General features: G+C 53.6%; 22 protein-coding genes and 2 tRNA genes. 2 read left to right on the top strand and 22 right to left on the bottom strand.

All coding sequences use genetic code 11. The features are described 5' to 3' along the window. Positions 1–5: 5 nt before the first annotated feature. The 11 genes from FEK43_RS18005 to FEK43_RS17955 are packed head-to-tail and all read right to left on the bottom strand — an operon-like array spanning position 6 to position 8,762. The gene (locus tag FEK43_RS18005; protein ID WP_000683145.1) at positions 6–401 is read right to left on the bottom strand and encodes a phage minor tail U family protein; all 396 of its coding nucleotides are present in this window, start codon (positions 399–401) and stop codon (positions 6–8) included. Next, entirely contained in the window at positions 398–976 is a 579-nt protein-coding gene (locus FEK43_RS18000; RefSeq protein WP_000975070.1) for a phage tail protein, read from the bottom strand. Before FEK43_RS18000 ends, FEK43_RS18005 begins: the two co-directional genes overlap by 4 nt. A gap of 11 nt (positions 977–987) precedes the next feature. Next, complete coding sequence (locus FEK43_RS17995; RefSeq protein WP_000752979.1) at positions 988–1,341, bottom strand: head-tail joining protein; 354 nt, start codon at positions 1,339–1,341, stop codon at positions 988–990. A gap of 11 nt (positions 1,342–1,352) precedes the next feature. Then, positions 1,353–1,751 (bottom strand): DNA-packaging protein FI, encoded by a 399-nt coding sequence (locus FEK43_RS17990; protein ID WP_135406884.1) that lies wholly within the window; start codon positions 1,749–1,751, stop codon positions 1,353–1,355. Between the two features lie 41 nt (positions 1,752–1,792). After that, on the bottom strand, positions 1,793–2,818 hold the full coding sequence (locus tag FEK43_RS17985; RefSeq protein ID WP_135406887.1) for a major capsid protein: 1,026 nt from the start codon (positions 2,816–2,818) through the stop codon (positions 1,793–1,795). Positions 2,819–2,873: 55 nt separating this feature from the next. Continuing rightward, on the bottom strand, positions 2,874–3,206 hold the full coding sequence (locus tag FEK43_RS17980; protein ID WP_001345004.1) for a head decoration protein: 333 nt from the start codon (positions 3,204–3,206) through the stop codon (positions 2,874–2,876). 9 nt (positions 3,207–3,215) lie between these two features. Continuing rightward, positions 3,216–4,535 (bottom strand): S49 family peptidase, encoded by a 1,320-nt coding sequence (locus FEK43_RS17975; RefSeq protein WP_135406891.1) that lies wholly within the window; start codon positions 4,533–4,535, stop codon positions 3,216–3,218. Then, positions 4,516–6,117 (bottom strand): phage portal protein, encoded by a 1,602-nt coding sequence (locus FEK43_RS17970; protein WP_089622465.1) that lies wholly within the window; start codon positions 6,115–6,117, stop codon positions 4,516–4,518. Before FEK43_RS17970 ends, FEK43_RS17975 begins: the two co-directional genes overlap by 20 nt. Further along, positions 6,114–6,320, bottom strand: coding sequence for a gpW family protein (locus FEK43_RS17965; RefSeq protein ID WP_000198153.1), 207 nt, complete (start codon positions 6,318–6,320; stop codon positions 6,114–6,116). The genes FEK43_RS17970 and FEK43_RS17965 overlap by 4 nt, the downstream gene beginning before the upstream one ends. Further along, positions 6,317–8,242, bottom strand: coding sequence for a phage terminase large subunit family protein (locus FEK43_RS17960; RefSeq protein WP_039022778.1), 1,926 nt, complete (start codon positions 8,240–8,242; stop codon positions 6,317–6,319). The genes FEK43_RS17965 and FEK43_RS17960 overlap by 4 nt, the downstream gene beginning before the upstream one ends. Beyond that, the gene (locus FEK43_RS17955) at positions 8,217–8,762 is read right to left on the bottom strand and encodes a DNA-packaging protein (RefSeq protein WP_000453592.1); all 546 of its coding nucleotides are present in this window, start codon (positions 8,760–8,762) and stop codon (positions 8,217–8,219) included. The genes FEK43_RS17960 and FEK43_RS17955 overlap by 26 nt, the downstream gene beginning before the upstream one ends. A gap of 388 nt (positions 8,763–9,150) precedes the next feature. Here FEK43_RS17955 and FEK43_RS17950 point away from each other — a divergent pair, with 388 nt between their 5' ends. Both FEK43_RS17950 and iss read left to right on the top strand, forming a co-directional pair. Continuing rightward, positions 9,151–9,345, top strand: a complete 195-nt coding sequence (locus tag FEK43_RS17950) for a YlcI/YnfO family protein (protein ID WP_001415975.1) — start codon at positions 9,151–9,153, stop codon at positions 9,343–9,345. Positions 9,346–9,704: 359 nt separating this feature from the next. Then, positions 9,705–9,998: an increased serum survival lipoprotein Iss gene (iss, locus tag FEK43_RS17945; RefSeq protein WP_000738423.1), complete on the top strand. Its 294-nt coding sequence runs from the start codon at positions 9,705–9,707 to the stop codon at positions 9,996–9,998. A 90-nt stretch (positions 9,999–10,088) separates the two neighbouring features. On the opposite strand, the gene rzoD is transcribed toward iss, so the two are convergent. The 11 genes from rzoD to FEK43_RS17885 all read right to left on the bottom strand — a co-directional run bounded on the left by rzoD (position 10,089) and on the right by FEK43_RS17885 (position 13,634). Then, positions 10,089–10,271 (bottom strand): prophage lysis lipoprotein RzoD, encoded by a 183-nt coding sequence (gene rzoD, locus FEK43_RS17940; protein ID WP_001228695.1) that lies wholly within the window; start codon positions 10,269–10,271, stop codon positions 10,089–10,091. Positions 10,272–10,487: 216 nt separating this feature from the next. Continuing rightward, positions 10,488–10,985 carry a lysozyme RrrD gene (rrrD, locus tag FEK43_RS17935; RefSeq protein WP_097294341.1) on the bottom strand — a complete coding sequence of 166 codons (498 nt, stop codon included), beginning with the start codon at positions 10,983–10,985 and terminating at the stop codon, positions 10,488–10,490. Continuing rightward, the gene (locus tag FEK43_RS17930) at positions 10,985–11,200 is read right to left on the bottom strand and encodes a class II holin family protein (RefSeq protein WP_000839574.1); all 216 of its coding nucleotides are present in this window, start codon (positions 11,198–11,200) and stop codon (positions 10,985–10,987) included. Before FEK43_RS17930 ends, rrrD begins: the two co-directional genes overlap by 1 nt. Before the next feature lie 118 nt (positions 11,201–11,318). After that, a tRNA-Thr gene (locus FEK43_RS17925) sits at positions 11,319–11,394 on the bottom strand. 5 nt (positions 11,395–11,399) lie between these two features. Continuing rightward, a tRNA-Asn gene (locus tag FEK43_RS17920) sits at positions 11,400–11,474 on the bottom strand. A gap of 273 nt (positions 11,475–11,747) precedes the next feature. Continuing rightward, positions 11,748–12,371 (bottom strand): antitermination protein, encoded by a 624-nt coding sequence (locus FEK43_RS17910; RefSeq protein ID WP_096252404.1) that lies wholly within the window; start codon positions 12,369–12,371, stop codon positions 11,748–11,750. Further along, positions 12,368–12,556, bottom strand: coding sequence for a protein ninH (locus FEK43_RS17905; RefSeq protein ID WP_135406893.1), 189 nt, complete (start codon positions 12,554–12,556; stop codon positions 12,368–12,370). The genes FEK43_RS17910 and FEK43_RS17905 overlap by 4 nt, the downstream gene beginning before the upstream one ends. Further along, positions 12,553–12,915, bottom strand: a complete 363-nt coding sequence (locus FEK43_RS17900) for a RusA family crossover junction endodeoxyribonuclease (protein WP_001008180.1) — start codon at positions 12,913–12,915, stop codon at positions 12,553–12,555. The genes FEK43_RS17905 and FEK43_RS17900 overlap by 4 nt, the downstream gene beginning before the upstream one ends. Then, positions 12,912–13,202: a DUF1364 domain-containing protein gene (locus FEK43_RS17895; protein WP_000002243.1), complete on the bottom strand. Its 291-nt coding sequence runs from the start codon at positions 13,200–13,202 to the stop codon at positions 12,912–12,914. The genes FEK43_RS17900 and FEK43_RS17895 overlap by 4 nt, the downstream gene beginning before the upstream one ends. Further along, positions 13,202–13,471 (bottom strand): hypothetical protein, encoded by a 270-nt coding sequence (locus tag FEK43_RS17890; protein ID WP_001279421.1) that lies wholly within the window; start codon positions 13,469–13,471, stop codon positions 13,202–13,204. Before FEK43_RS17890 ends, FEK43_RS17895 begins: the two co-directional genes overlap by 1 nt. Then, a complete protein-coding gene (locus tag FEK43_RS17885; RefSeq protein WP_000567005.1) occupies positions 13,464–13,634 on the bottom strand; it encodes a protein NinF in 171 nt (56 codons plus the stop codon). Before FEK43_RS17885 ends, FEK43_RS17890 begins: the two co-directional genes overlap by 8 nt. Between the last annotated feature and the right edge of the window lie 10 nt (positions 13,635–13,644).

Genomic DNA, 13,644 nt, shown 5'->3' with positions numbered 1-13,644 from the left:
CGTCCTCACATTTCATAGGTAATGACATAAGTCAGATCGGCTGAACTCCACAGGCCCGCATCATCGTCGCGCCGGTAGTCATAGCCACTGGCCACCATACTGGTGATCAAATCTGACAGTGCCGGGATATCGCTCATCACCGGATAAATCCGGGACTCCATCCACGAATCCAGCTCTGAATCCGGCACCTGAGCAGGCAGGAAAACTTCAATATGCAGCTCCGCCTGCCAGGTATCGCTGTCCAGCTCTTCGCCCGTGTATTCAGCGCCGGTGAGATAAACGGCAATTGCCGGAAAATCTTCCTCATCAAAAACAGCGGGGCGACCATCAAAAAGCGTCGCCCCGGTGTCATGCTTCTCCAGTGCATCCAGTACGGCTGCACGGAGTTCAGTATGTTTCATCGCTTTATTACCATTCTCAGTTGATGCTGCAGCGCATAGCCCAGCTCTTTCGGAAGACGTTCACGCCGTATCCGTTCAATATTCTGTTTAAACGCCGTGGTAAGCGGCACCGCCATCGGGATTTTCACCACATCAATGGGGTAACGGTTTTTCCCGGCCACACGCTGCATGACATGCCACCGGCCATTTTTCAGTTGCTGAATAAACGCGCCGGGAATACGACGGTTACCCACCACAAGCACGCTGCCGCCACCTTTCAGGGATGAACGCTGCCCCTTTTTACGACGCCTGCGGCGGGACAGGACAACCCGCGCATTACCCAGCTTGATTACGGGCAAATCCCCCCGGTTAACTTTGATTCTGGCCTGCGGATTTTTGACCGTGGCCCTTTTCAGCCTGGCCCTTTCCTTTACCAGTTTCCGGCGTACCTTTGTCTCACGGGCAACCTGTGACGCAGACTGCGATATCGCGGATGAAGCAACGCGGTTAATAGCCATTGCGGCGGCACCAGGCACCGCCGTTTTGCTGATACGGCTGAGGTTTTCAACGGCCTGCTCAAGACCTTTTATGGCCATACATCCCCCTTTCAGCGGCGACGGTTAACGGCAGGCGGTACGCCCCGTCCAAGCCAGAGATGACAGCTTCCGCCATCATCCGGCGAAACCCGGTCTACCCAGAAATTTTCCTCACCGATGGTCAGCGTGTCTCCACGCCGCAGCTGCCGCACCTCATCAGTCCGGACAAACAGGGACGGGCTGGAGCCTTCAACGCGCACGCCCTGTCCGGCATAGCTGATATTTTCAGGGTCATCAAAAACACCACGTATTACTGCGCCGGACTGCTCACCGGATGTAATGGTGGCTGACGTTCCCATGTACCCGCGTATCGTTTCATCGGCGCGGGCAATGGCAGCATCGAACAGGTTATCGAAATCAGCCACAGCGCCTCCCGTTATTGCATTCTGGCCAGGCCGCGCTCTGTCATTTCGGCTGCCACACCGGCAGAGACACGAAACGCCGTTCCCGGCAGCACAAATGCCACAGTTTCATCCCGCGTGGCGTGAAGTGCATCGGTGTGCAGCGTCACCAGTGCCACGACCGTGACCAGATCAGCCGCATCCTGAATCACGGTATCCGGCTGCGCTGATACAGCCTCATTTTCATGCCCGGTCAGCACATTTTCCGGGCTGAGAGGGGTGTCCTGACCGGCAATATCACCCGTGTCATCAAGCTCTTCTTCCAGCTCTGCCACACGGAGCGCCAGTTCTTCTTTCGTCCCCGTCAGGCTGACATCACGGTTCAGTTGCTCACCCAACGACCGGAGACGGGCAATCAGTTCATCTTTCGTCATGGACTCCTCCACAGAGAGAAAATGGCCCCGAAGGGCCACGATTACGCCAGTTGTACGGACACGAACGCATCAGGGTCAGCCAGCAGCATCAGCGGTGCTGACTGAATCATGGTGAACTCACGCGCCGGATCGCCGGTGGTCACCCAGTTTTTCGGGTAGCGGGCAGAGGCGTTAATGCCTTCGCGCTGTGCGTCCGCATCCTGAATGCAGCCATAGGTGCGCAGACCGCGTGCCTGAGTGTTCCCCAGCACCATCGTGTTGTCCGGCAGGAAGTTCTTTTTGACGTCGTTTTCCACGTACTGTCCGGAATACACGACGATCGCCACATCGCCATACATCCCCTTATAGGACACCGCTTCGCCCAGGTCTTTTACCGCTGTCTCCAGCTCGGAATTAGAGCCGCGACGGGTATCCAGCTTCTCCTTGACGGCTTTGAAGGAACGGAACAGCGCCCAGCCTTTCGGATCGAACACGATGATATTCACCACACCGCTGGCGTTCAGCGCGTAGGCCTCGATATCGTCGGTCGGGTCATACGTGGACTTGTCACGCTTGCTCCACTCCGTGCCGCCGGACTGCGTGATGTTATTCGCCGCACTGCGGCCCATATCCACCTCAACCGGATCAAAGGCTTCACCGGTCATGGTGTATTTGCCCTTAAGCACGGCAGAAACTGCCTGCATCTCTTCGACCTGGGCAATGGCCAGCTCTTCATCACGCATGTTCTGCATGATGATGCGACGGCGGCGGTAAGCCGGGTCCGCCAGATTCTGCGGATCTTCATCCGGCAGGCGACGCAGGGTCATCTGCGGATTCACCTCATGCTTCGGCTTGACATATCCCGGCGTAAATTCAGAGGTGGAGCCGCCACGGGAACGGATAACCTCACCGGAAACAATCGGCGAAACGTACAGCGCCATGTTTACCAGTCCCGGAATTTGTGAGAGATAGACTTTCTCCGTGGTGAAGGGATAGCTCTCACGGAAAAAGAGACGCAGAAACAGTGGATCAAACTTAAATTTCTGCTCATTTGCCGCCAGCAGTTGGGCGGTTGTGTACATCGACATAAAAAAATCCCGTAAAAAAAGCCGCACAGGCGGCCTTTAGTGATGAAGGGTAAAGTTAAACGATGCTGATTGCCGTTCCGGCAAACGCGGTCCGTTTTTTCGTCTCGTCGCTGGCAGCCTCCGGCCAGAGCACATCCTCATAACGGAACGTGCCGGACTTGTAGAACGTCAGCGTGGTGCTGGTCTGGTCAGCAGCAACCGCCAGAATGCCAACGGCAGCACCGTCGGTGGTGCCATCCCACGCAACCAGCTTACGGGTGGCGGTGTCCAGCATCAGCGGGGTCATTGCAGGCGCTTTCGCACTCAATCCGCCGGGCGCGGTTGCGGTATGAGCCGGGTCACTGTTGCCCAGCGGCTGGTAATGGGTAAAGGTTTCTTTGCTCGTCATAAACATCCCTTACACTGGTGTGTTCAGCAAATCGTTAACGGCATCAGATGCCGGGTTACCTGCAGCCAGCGGTGCCGGTGCCCCCTGCATCAGACGATCCAGCGCAGTGTCACTGCGCGCCTGTGCACTCTGTGGTGCTGCGGCCAGAATGCGGCGGGCCGTTTCCACGGTCATACCGGGGGTTTCTGCCAGCACGCGGGCCTGTTCTTCGCGTCCGTGAGCATCCTCACAGTTGAGGATCCCCATAATGCGGCTATTTTCTGCCGCAACCGCTGCGGTGATCTGCGCGTTCACGTCCGGCTGCGCCGCGCTGGCGTTTTCGCCCTCCGTCGCTTGCACCACGGTGGTGATGTCAGCCTGCGAAGCAGTGGCTGAAACAGTTGTTGATTGAGTCTCTTTGGTCATTCGCCCTCCTGAGAGACGGGATTTACGTGCATCCAGTGCATCACGCATGACGGTGATCGCATCGGTGCTGTTAACAAGTTCATCAGCCAGTCCGGCATCAATGGCCTCCTGACCGCTGTACACTGCAGCCTCGGTATCCAGCACAGCCTGCACGGACAGGCCGGTATATGCCGACACCTTCTGCGCAAACATCTGGCGGGTTGCGTCCATCCGGGACTGCAGTGTCTCCCGGACGTCATCCGGAAGATGGCTGTAGGGGTTGCCATCCACCTTATGGCTGCCGCTGTAAATCAGCGTGATTTCCACACCCTGTTTCTCCAGCGCAGCACCGTAATTACTGTGAGCCATCATGACGCCGATGGAGCCTGTCCGGGCGGTCTGCGTGACCAGACGCCGGGAGGCGGCACTGGCAAGCAACTGACCTGCACTGCAGTTCATGTCGTTGGCAAGCGCCCATACCGGTTTTATGTCACGCACACGGGCGATGATGTCAGCGCAGTCAAATGCCCCCGCCACCATCCCGCCGGGCGTGTCCATATCGAGCAGAATGCCGTCCACCATCGGATCGCTGGCAGCCTGTTGCAGACGGGCGATAATGCCGTTGTAACCGGTCATCCCCGAGTACGGCTGCAGCGCCCGCGTCCGGCTGACCAGCGTGCCGGACACCGGCAGCACGGCGATGCCGTTCATGACCTGATAACTGCGGGCCTGTCGTGGTCCGTCATCATCACCGGATAATGCCAGCGTCGCGAGTGCCTCCTGGGCAGTCAGGCTGTCGCCGGACACCGCATCCGTCAGGCGGCTGATCCCAAGCTGGCCTGCAAGCGCACAAAAGAAAACCCGCGCATAGGCGGGTTCAAGCATCAGCGGCTCATTAAAGGCCATGCTGGCAATATGCGGGAGATTACGCAGCTCTGCTGTCACTCTTCTCCTCCTCTGTTGATTGTCGCAGCCCGGATTCAAATGCTGCAGCCGCCCAGGCGGGCGGTTTAAGACCAGCCGCGCGGCGCTCCATCGTTTCACGGACCTGCTGGGCAAAAATTTCCTGATAGTCGTCGCCGCGTTTTGCGCACTCTTTCTCGTAGGTGCTCAGTCCGGCTTCTATCAGCATCACCGCTTCCTGTACTTCTTTCAGACCATCGATGGCCATACGACCGGAGCCTATCCAGTCGCAGTTCCCCCAGGCACTGCGGGCTTCCTGAAAACTGAAGCGCGCTTTTGAAGGTAACGTCACCACGCGGCGAACGATGGCCTCTTCCAGCCAGCACAGAAACATCTGGCTCGCCTGACGGGATGCGACGAATTTTCGCCGCCCCATAAAGTGCGCCCACGACTCGTTCGCGCTGGCCCGTGCCGTGGAGTAGCTCATCTGGGCGTAATTCCGGGAAAGCTGCTCATACGAGACACCCAGCCCGGCTGCGATATACCGCAGCAGTGACTGCTCAAAAACGGAGTAGCCGTTATCCGTGTCCTGAGCCGTCTGCAGGTTCAGTGAGTCACCCGGCATCAGGTGTGGCACTTTTGCGCCTCCCAGCCGGACCGGCGCGGCGGCGTAATACGCGGCAATTTCACCAATCCAGCCGGTCAGCCTTTCCCGCTGCTCCTGACTGTTCGCGCCCAGAATAAAATCCATCGCTGACTGCGTATCCAGCTCACTTTCAATGGTGGCGGCATACATCGCCTTCACAATGGCGCTCTGCAGCTGCGTGTTCTGCAGCGTGTCGAGCATCTTCATCTGCTCCATCACGCTGTAAAACACATTTGCACCGCGAGTCTGCCCGTCCTCCACGGGTTCAAAAACGTGAATGAACGAGGCGCGCCCGCCGGGTAACTCACGGGGTATCCATGTCCATTTCTGCGGCATCCAGCCAGGATACCCGTCCTCGCTGACGTAATATCCCAGCGCCGCGCCGCTGTCATTAATCTGCACACCGGCACGGCAGTTCCGGCTGTCGCCGGTATTGTTCGGGTTGCTGATGCGCTTCGGGCTGACCATCCGGAACTGTGTCCGGAACAGCCGCGACGAACTGGTATCCCAGGTGGCCTGAACGAACAGTTCACCGTTAAAGGCGTGCATGGCCACACCTTCCCGAATCATCATGGTAAACGTGCGTTTTCGCTCAACGTCAATGCAGCAGCAGTCATCCTCGGCAAACTCTTTCCATGCCGCTTCAACCTCGCGGGAAAAGGCACGGGCTTCTTCCTCCCCGATGCCCAGATAGCGCCAGCTTGGGCGATGACTGAGCCGGAAAAAAGACCCGACGATATGATCCTGATGCAGCTGGATGGCGTTGGCGGCATAGCCGTTATTGCGTACCAGATCGTCTGCGCGGGCATTGCCACGGGTAAAGTTGGGCAGCAGGGCTGCATCCACACTTTCACTCGGTGGGTTCCACGCCCGCAACTGCCCACCAAATCCGCTGCCACCGCCGTGATAACCGGCATATTCACGCAGCGATGTCATGCCGTCCGGCCCCAGAAGGGTGGGAATGGTGGACATTTTCATACATAAAATCCTGCAGGTCCCCTGCGTCGCTGTGTCATGCCGGTCTGCACTTCCAGCTCAGCAATGTATTTTTTCAGGTCAGACACGGAAGTGGTCGTAAACTCCACTCGCCGTCCGTCTTTCTGTACCGTTGCCACCCGTTTTCCTGTCATCAGGTCATGCAGTGCCGCACGGGCAGCGGCAAGTTCTTCCTGTCGCGTCATTCATCCTCTCCGGATAAGGCACGGGCGTATTCTGCCAGTGTTTTCTTGTTGGTTGCTGCACCATCCTCTTCCTGCAGGCTCGCCAGCAGTGCGCTGAGATCCAGCTGCCAGCGGGAAATACTGATGCGCAGCGCCGCCAGCGCATAAACGAAGCAGTCGAGTGCCTCATTGCGTCGCTTTTTACTGTCCCACAGTATTTTTTTCCTGCCATCCACCCATTTTTCGACCTGCTCTTCAGCCGTCAGCTGCTGCGCTTCGGTCAGATCAAAAATATCCGGGTTATTCGGGAAGTGAACGGCACCGGGAAGCGGTTCATCCCCTTCCGGCGTCAGTGTGAAGCGGTTATAAATCTGCTCTTTCGCGGTATCCGTACCGATTTCGGTAAGGTAAACCCCGTTTTTGTTTCGCTTACGAGGCATGCTGGCCACCGGCTTACCGTAGACGGATGCCCCTTTAATGGGGATCACCCGGAACAGCCCATGCTTTTTCGAGCGTTCATACACAATGGTCGGGTCAATCCCGCCAGTATCCCAGCAGATACGGGATATCGACATTTCTGCACCATTCCGGCGGGTATAGGTTTTATTGATGGCCTCATCCACACGCAGCAGCGTCTGTTCATCGTCGTGGCGACCCATAATAATCTGCCGGTCAATCAGCCAACTTTCCTCACCCGGCCCCCATCCCCATACGCGCATTTCGTAGCGGTCCAGCTGGGAGTCGATACCGGCGGTCAGGTAAGCCACACGGTCAGGAACGGGCGCTGAATAATGCTCTTTCCGCTCTGCCATCACTTCAGCATCCGGACGTTCGCCGATTTTCGCTTCCCACGTCTCACCGAGCGTGGTGTTCACGAAGGTTTTACGTTTTCCCGTATCCCCTTTCGTCTTCATCCAGTCTTTTACAATCTGCACCCAGGTGGTGAACGGGCTGTACGCCGTCCAGATGTGAAAGGTCACACTGTCAGGCGGTTCAATCTCTTCACCGGATGACGAAAACCAGAGAATGCCATCACGGGTCCAGATCCCGGTCTTTTCGCAGATATAACGGGCATCAGTAAAGTCCAGCTCCTGCTGACGGATGACGCAGGCATTATGCTCACAGAGATAAAACACGCTGGAGGGATCATCCGGCATCCATTTGAGGCCAAACGGCGTCTCTTTGTCGCCAAATTTAAGGTACTGCTCCTTCCCGCAGTGCGGGCAGGCAACATGAAAACGCATAAAATGCGGGGATTCACTGGCTGCACGCTCAATCTGGCAGGTGCCTCTCACTTTGGGCGTGGAGCCACGGATGGACTTTGGCCAGACCGAGCCTTCAATACGCTTATCGCCCAGGAACGTCGGAGAGCCTTCCTGTTCAATATCCTCATCAAAGGCAGCAAGTTCATCATAACCCGCCACATCCACTGACTTTTCACGGTAGTTTTTTGCCGCTTTACCGCCCAGGCACCAGAAGCCACGACCATTGGTGAAACGCTTCATGGTGAGCGTGTTATCCCGGTGCTTTTTGCCATACCACGGGGCCAGCGCCAGCAGCGAAGGAATATCACGGATGGTCGGCTCAACGTGAGTTTTCATAAAGTTCTCGGCATCACCATCCGTCGGCAACCAGATAAGGGTGTTGCGCTGCTTATGCTCTATGAAGTAGGCATAAACACCCAGCAGCATTTTGGAATAACCAACACGGGCAGACTTCACCACATTCACCTCGCGGATGTAGTCACTGCCCATCGCATTCATGATGGCCCGCTGAAAGGGCAGTGTTTCCCAGCGCCCTTCCTGGTATGCGGATTCTTTTGGGAGATAGTAATTAGCATCCGCCCATTCAACGGCGGTCTGTGGCTCCGGCCTGAACAGTGAGCGAAGCCCGGCGCGGACAAAATGCCGCAGCCTGTTAACCTGACTGTTCGATATATTCACTCAGCAACCCCGGTATCAGTTCATCCAGCGCGGCTGCTTTGTTCATGGCTTTGATGATATCCCGTTTCAGGAAATCAACATGTCGGTTTTCCAGTTCCGGAAAACGCCGCTGCACCGACAGGGGGATCCCGTCGAGAATACTGGCAATTTCACCTGCGATCCGCGACAACACGAAAGTACAGAATGCGGTTTCCACCACTTCAGCGGAGTCTCTGGCATTCTTCAGTTCCTGTGCGTCGGCCTGCGCACGCGTAAGTCGATGGCGTTCGTACTCAATAGTCCCTGGCTGGAGATCTGCCTCGCTGGACTGCCGCAGTTCTTCAACCTCCCGGCGCAGCTTTTCGTTCTCAATTTCAGCATCCCTTTCGGCATACCATTTTATAACGGCGGCAGAGTCATAAAGCACCTCATTACCCTTGCCACCGCCTCGCAGAACGGGCATTCCCTGTTCCTGCCAGTTCTGAATGGTACGGATACTCGCACCGAAAATGTCAGCCAGCTGCTTTTTGTTGACTTCCATTGTTCATTCCACGGCCAAAAACAGAGAAAGGAAACGACAAAGGCCCAAAAGTTCGTTTTCAGCACCTGTCGTTTCCTTTCTTTTCAGGGGGTATTTTAAATAAAAACATTAAGTTACGACGAAGAAGAACGGAAACGCCTTAAACCGGAAAATTTTCATAAATAGCGAAAACCCGCGAGGTCGCCGCCCCGTAACCTGTCGGATCGCCGGAAAGGACCCGCAAAATGATAATAATTATCATCTACATGTCACAACGTGCATCTACGCCATCAAACCACGTCAAATAATCAATTATGACGCAGGTATCGTATTAATTGATCTGCATCAACTTAACGTAAAAACAACTTCAGACAATACAAATCAGCGACACTGAATACGGGGCAACCTCATGTCAACTAAGAACAGAACCCGCAGAACAACAACCCGCAACATCCGCTTTCCTAACCAAATGATTGAACAAATTAACATCGCTCTTGAGCAAAAAGGGTCTGGGAATTTCTCAGCCTGGGTCATTGAAGCCTGCCGTCGGAGACTAACGTCAGAAAAGAGAGCATATACATCAATCCAAAGTGATGATGAATAAACATCCCGGTTTCTTCCACCATCGCACCGGAAAAGCGACTATGAGGGTAACCCTGCGTCTGTCAGCACAGTAAAACCCGGTGTGCATCGTTTTTGATTATTCCCGCACACTCACGCAGAAGGAATTCCCCGTCGGGCTACGGTCATGGTTAATGCGGGAATACGGCGACGATACAGCGCAGCTAAAAGGGTAATGGACAGAAAGAGCGGTTTATTTCATTCCACAGGATTCTGAGTGCCCCCCTCCTCCAATAGGCTGAGCATCCACCTATATAGTTTTAATTTTCATCAATCCATTTAACTATCGTTTAATTGTTGTCACATAGGATTCTGCCGTTTTTAACAATGCAGGATAATAAGATGAAAAAAATGTTGTTTTCTGCCGCTCTGGCAATGCTTATTACAGGATGTGCTCAACAGACGTTTACTGTTGGAAACAAACCGACAGCAGTAACACCAAAGGAAACCATCACCCATCACTTCTTCGTTTCGGGAATTGGACAGGAGAAAACTGTTGATGCAGCCAAAATTTGTGGCGGCGCAGAAAATGTTGTTAAAACAGAAACCCAGCAAACATTCGTAAATGGATTGCTCGGTTTTATTACTTTAGGCATTTATACTCCGCTGGAAGCGCGTGTGTATTGCTCACAATAATTGCATGAGTTGCCCATCGATATGGGCAGCTCTATCTGCACTGCTCATTAATATACTTCTGGGTTCCTTCCAGTTGTTTTTGCATAGTGATCAGCCTCTCTCTGAGGGTGAAATAATCCCGTTCAGCGGTGTCTGCCAGTCGGGGGGAGGCTGCATTATCCACGCCGGAGGCGGTGGTGGCTTCACGCACTGACTGACAGACTGCTTTGATGTGCAACCGACGACGACCAGCGGCAACATCATCACGCAGAGCATCATTTTCAGCTTTCGCATTAGCTAACTCCTTCGTGTATTTTTCATCCAGTGCAGCAACATCACGCTGGCGCATCTGCATGTCAGTAATTGCCGCGTTCGCCAGCTTCAGTTCTCTGGCATTTTTGTCGCGCTGGGCTTTGTAGGTAATGGCGTTATCACGGTAATGATTAACAGCCCATGACAGGCAGACGATGATGCAGATAACCAGAGCGGAGATAATCGCGGTTACTCTGTTCATTGCTGACCCCACAAACAGATTTCACGCTCAATCTCACGACGAGTCATGAGACCTTTCCATTGCTTACCGCCAGCGTATGTCCAGCGACGTAGCTGGTCACATGCGCCTTTGATATCGCCCTGGTTTATTTTGCGAAGAAGCGTCGATGTTCTGAAATTGCCTGCACCCACGTTGTAAACGAACGAGTAAAGAGCGCCGCGCGTTGTTTCCGGTATATCGACTTTGATGTACGGGTTAATTTGTCTGGCGACTGTGGCAAGGTCTTTATTCAGGAGGGCTTTGCATTCTGCTTCGGTATACGTTTTACCGGGAATGATGTCTTTTCCTGTATGCCCGTAACATACAGTCCATACACCAACTATGTCTTTGTAAGGATTATGTCTCACACCTTCCAGACCATCGTTACCACTTGGGCCAGTGATTAACACAGATGCTATGGCAATAGCCCCGCCACCAATAGCAGCAGCAACGGCTTTTCGTAATGATGGAGGCATTATTCACCTCTCGCAGCCTTTCGTCTGTCTTCTCTGATTTTGAAATACAGATTTGTCAGATAAGTGAGAAAACCCAACACAAGGCTTCCAAGCACTCCAATCGCTGCCCACTGTGACGGACTGACCTGATCCAACCACTGCAAAAACCAGTATCCTGCACTACCAGCAGATGTTCCGTAGGCAATGCCAGTTGAGATTTTGTCCATTGATTTCATAGCAACGCCTCCGCCAGTAACGGATTGCGTAGTTCTTATATTGGGAAGGGGAAAAAAGAAGGCCGCAGCGTAACTATCACTGATGAATTCAGGATAGCCAGTGGCTACGGCTCAGTTATGGTGCTGGTTAACGGACTTGAACCGCTACCCATTCGCTTACAAGGCGACTGCTCTACCATTAGAGCTAAACCAGCATGTTTGGCGGGACAGCGTGGACTCGAACCACGATAAGAAGGTTAACAGCCTTCCGTAATGACCTTTATACGACTGACCCAAATAAAAAATCCCGAAACCGTTATGCAGGCTCTAACTATTACCTGCGAACTGTTTCGGGATTGCATTTGCAGACCTCTCAGCCTGCGATGGTTGGAGTTCCAGACGATACGTCGAAGTGACCAACTAGGCGGAATCGGTAGTAAGCGCCGCCTCTTTTTATCTCACTACCACAACGAGCGAATTAACCCATCGTTGGGTCAAATTTACCCAACCTTATTCAAAAAGTCAACATCATGCCGTTAATATGTTGCCATCCGTGGCAATCATGCTGCTAACGCGTGACCGCATTCAAAATGTTGTCTGCAATTGACTCTTCCTTGTGGCATTGCATCACCAGGGCGTCATACAGCGGCTTAACAGTGCGTGACCAGGTGGGTTGGGTAAGGTTTGGGATTAGCATCGTTACAGCGCGATATGCTGCGCTTGCAGGCATCCTTGAATAACCGACGCCTTTACATCTTCCGCACTCTTTCTCAACAACTCTCCCCCACTGCTCTGTTTTTGCTATATCAACCGCACGGCCTGTACCGTGGCAATCTCTGCATCTTGCGCCCGGCGTCGCGGCACTACGGCAATAATCCGCATAAGCGAATGTTGCGAGCACTTGCAGTACCTTTGCCTTAGTATTTCCTTCGAGCTTTGCCACACCACGGTATTTCCCCGATACCTTGTGTGCAAATTGCATCAGATAGTTGATAGCCTTTTGTTTGTCGTTCTGGCTGAGTTCGTGCTTACCACAGAATGCAGCCATTCCGAATCCGGCTTGTGATTGCGCCATCCCCATAGCAGCCATCACATCAGTACCGGAAAGAGAGTCGGAAGCCGTGGCCCGTGGTGAGTCGCTCATCATCGGGCTTTTTGGCGAATGAAATTTAGCTACGCTTTCGAGTCTCATCGTCTTCCCTTTTTGCCTGGCGTTACCATCAGGACGCCGTTAACTATTGCGTGACGCTCGCCTTTGCTGTCTCGGTCGTACTTGAGCACTGTTCCTCTTGCGCAGGAAAGCATCCTCGCCACTTCGGTCTGATTGCCTCGTGTTTGGATAAGAGGCTCTGGTATCGTTTGAATTGTGGCGTTCATACGTTCTCCAGTTCGGTGATTTTTATTCCAAGCCTTCCGCCTGGAACTTTCACGCCACGAATTACGCGAATGTCATCGAATTGCTCGTCGTCTTCCGCAAATCCGGCGTGGATAAGGGAGTCGAGTAAACCTTTCAGGATGTTGTCGAGGTCGCGGCGGCGGGAGTCTGGAACGTCTGCGATGACTTTGATGCGGAGTCGTGATTTGGTGAAAATGTCTAACTTGAGTTGGCGGATGATTTGCTGTACGTCTTTTCGGTATTTCTGGCCTTTATCGCTTATGTAATATTGGCTTCCTCGTCTTCGCCAGTAGGTATTCAGAGACGGCGGGTATGGAAGCACAAACTGATATTCGTTCATGGCTTAATCTTCCCCTCCTTCAGTAGTATCGCCTGCGTCCTGATCACGCCTTCGAGGTGGTAAAGTCTGGCGTCTTTGTTGTCGAGATTATGGGTGCGTCGGTCGATTTCATCGTGACACGCGCTACAAGCCCATGCGCCGATCAGGTCGTCAGGTTTCATTCCCGTTCCGCAAATTCCAGCCATCCGGTAATGTGCCAGAACTGTAGTTTCAGGGTTGCCATTGCATACGCCGTAAATACGTACCTGGCATTCTCTGCCGCGTGCTTCTTTGCGTAGGTTAGCCATTATGGTTCACTCCAGTAATTCTCAATTGCAGCTGCCATTCTCTGCATCCACTCTGCCAGCTTTAACGCGGCTTCTCTTTCAGAACCACATTTAGGGAAATCCTTCATTTCCATGCTGGCCTTATATGTTCTGAATGCCAGGTCTCCGGTAATAACCAACTCCTGATCAAGCACCGAGCGTTTATTCCGGTGTTGAACGTAATAGACAGATTCAGTCCGCATTTCTTCTCTGTCTTTTTTGAAGGAAATAAGCTCAGAGAAATCACTCATCGTCTTCTTCCTCGTACATTGAGCTATTCGGATCGCTCATCAGTTCTGCGCAGCAATCGGAGCACACGTGAACTTCCAGCACATGAAGCTTCTGACCGCAGTTAGCGCACGTTAAAGCCCGCTCGACGCTTTCTTGTTCGTAACTTCGATTTTGGTCAATCACCTTGTTTTCC

The sequence above is a fragment of the Escherichia sp. E2562 genome (genome assembly GCF_005781075.1).
Lineage (GTDB): Bacteria > Pseudomonadota > Gammaproteobacteria > Enterobacterales > Enterobacteriaceae > Escherichia.
Note: the sequence above shows the minus strand (reverse complement) of the source record. Positions and strands in the feature narration are given on the sequence as shown.

Bases quoted from the DNA above. Each gene is read 5' to 3' on its own strand.
- FEK43_RS18005 (WP_000683145.1), bottom strand. From the start codon at position 401: ATGAAACATACTGAACTCCGTGCAGCCGTACTGGATGCACTGGAGAAG.
- FEK43_RS18000 (WP_000975070.1), bottom strand. From the start codon at position 976: ATGGCCATAAAAGGTCTTGAGCAGGCCGTTGAAAACCTCAGCCGTATC.
- FEK43_RS17990 (WP_135406884.1), bottom strand. From the start codon at position 1,751: ATGACGAAAGATGAACTGATTGCCCGTCTCCGGTCGTTGGGTGAGCAA.
- FEK43_RS17985 (WP_135406887.1), bottom strand. From the start codon at position 2,818: ATGTCGATGTACACAACCGCCCAACTGCTGGCGGCAAATGAGCAGAAA.
- FEK43_RS17980 (WP_001345004.1), bottom strand. From the start codon at position 3,206: ATGACGAGCAAAGAAACCTTTACCCATTACCAGCCGCTGGGCAACAGT.
- FEK43_RS17970 (WP_089622465.1), bottom strand. From the start codon at position 6,117: ATGAAAATGTCCACCATTCCCACCCTTCTGGGGCCGGACGGCATGACA.
- FEK43_RS17965 (WP_000198153.1), bottom strand. From the start codon at position 6,320: ATGACGCGACAGGAAGAACTTGCCGCTGCCCGTGCGGCACTGCATGAC.
- FEK43_RS17955 (WP_000453592.1), bottom strand. From the start codon at position 8,762: ATGGAAGTCAACAAAAAGCAGCTGGCTGACATTTTCGGTGCGAGTATC.
- FEK43_RS17950 (WP_001415975.1), top strand. From the start codon at position 9,151: ATGTCAACTAAGAACAGAACCCGCAGAACAACAACCCGCAACATCCGC.
- iss (WP_000738423.1), top strand. From the start codon at position 9,705: ATGAAAAAAATGTTGTTTTCTGCCGCTCTGGCAATGCTTATTACAGGA.
- rzoD (WP_001228695.1), bottom strand. From the start codon at position 10,271: ATGCGAAAGCTGAAAATGATGCTCTGCGTGATGATGTTGCCGCTGGTC.
- rrrD (WP_097294341.1), bottom strand. From the start codon at position 10,985: ATGCCTCCATCATTACGAAAAGCCGTTGCTGCTGCTATTGGTGGCGGG.
- FEK43_RS17930 (WP_000839574.1), bottom strand. From the start codon at position 11,200: ATGAAATCAATGGACAAAATCTCAACTGGCATTGCCTACGGAACATCT.
- FEK43_RS17910 (WP_096252404.1), bottom strand. From the start codon at position 12,371: ATGAGACTCGAAAGCGTAGCTAAATTTCATTCGCCAAAAAGCCCGATG.
- FEK43_RS17905 (WP_135406893.1), bottom strand. From the start codon at position 12,556: ATGAACGCCACAATTCAAACGATACCAGAGCCTCTTATCCAAACACGA.
- FEK43_RS17900 (WP_001008180.1), bottom strand. From the start codon at position 12,915: ATGAACGAATATCAGTTTGTGCTTCCATACCCGCCGTCTCTGAATACC.
- FEK43_RS17895 (WP_000002243.1), bottom strand. From the start codon at position 13,202: ATGGCTAACCTACGCAAAGAAGCACGCGGCAGAGAATGCCAGGTACGT.
- FEK43_RS17890 (WP_001279421.1), bottom strand. From the start codon at position 13,471: ATGAGTGATTTCTCTGAGCTTATTTCCTTCAAAAAAGACAGAGAAGAA.